The organism is Vibrio sp. 704, from assembly GCF_033339295.1.
This window is the reverse complement of sequence record NZ_JAWOUH010000488.1, coordinates 1-678: the sequence shown is the minus strand read 5'-3', so window position 1 is coordinate 678 and position 678 is coordinate 1. Positions and strand designations below refer to the sequence as shown.

Here is a 678-nt window from a genome sequence, read left to right as displayed (position 1 = left end):
ACCATTTGTGGGACAAGACCCAATTACCATGGGTGTTTTGGTTGAGTTGATCAAAGACTTAAACCAAGCTCTAGGCCTTACGTCTATTGTGGTATCACACGATGTACCGGAGGTCATGAGTATTGCTGATTGGGTTTACCTACTAGCAGATGGCAAGATCATCGCGTTTGGCACGCCAGAGGAGTTGAGTCAAAACCCAGACCCGCGAGTGCAGCAGTTCTTACAAGGTGATGCAGATGGCCCTGTGCCGTTTCGTTTTCCTGCGCAAAGTATCGAAAAGGATCTATTTGATGGTCGCTAGCTTTATTCAATTTGTCGCTTCATTAGGAAGACGCACGCTCGCCATCTGTGAAGCTTTTGGCCGTGCAACCTTGATGCTTGTTGGCGCTATCTTCTCTAAGCCTCAACCCTCTAAAAGTTTTCCTCTACTCATCAAACAGTTGTATTCCGTTGGCGTGCAATCACTGGCTATCATCGTCGTATCTGGTTTGTTTATCGGCATGGTTCTTAGCTTGCAAGGCTATGTAGTGCTGGTGGATTACGGCGCGGAAGGCAGTCTTGGTCAGATGGTCGCGTTGTCACTACTGCGTGAACTTGGGCCGGTGGTTACTGCGCTTCTTTTCGCTGGACGTGCAGGCTCTGCGCTGACGGCAGAAATTGGTTTGATGAAAGCTACTG

The 678-nt window shown here is 48.8% G+C and carries 1 protein-coding gene and 1 pseudogene; both read left to right on the top strand.

Features of this window, described 5'->3' with window-relative positions:
- Positions 1-301: pseudogene (locus R7R24_RS27295) on the top strand (phospholipid ABC transporter ATP-binding protein MlaF); the annotation flags it as partial.
- On the top strand, positions 291-678 hold a 388-nt coding region (locus R7R24_RS27290), incomplete at its 3' end, for an ABC transporter permease (protein ID WP_318120212.1). The pseudogene R7R24_RS27295 and the gene R7R24_RS27290, both read left to right, overlap by 11 nt.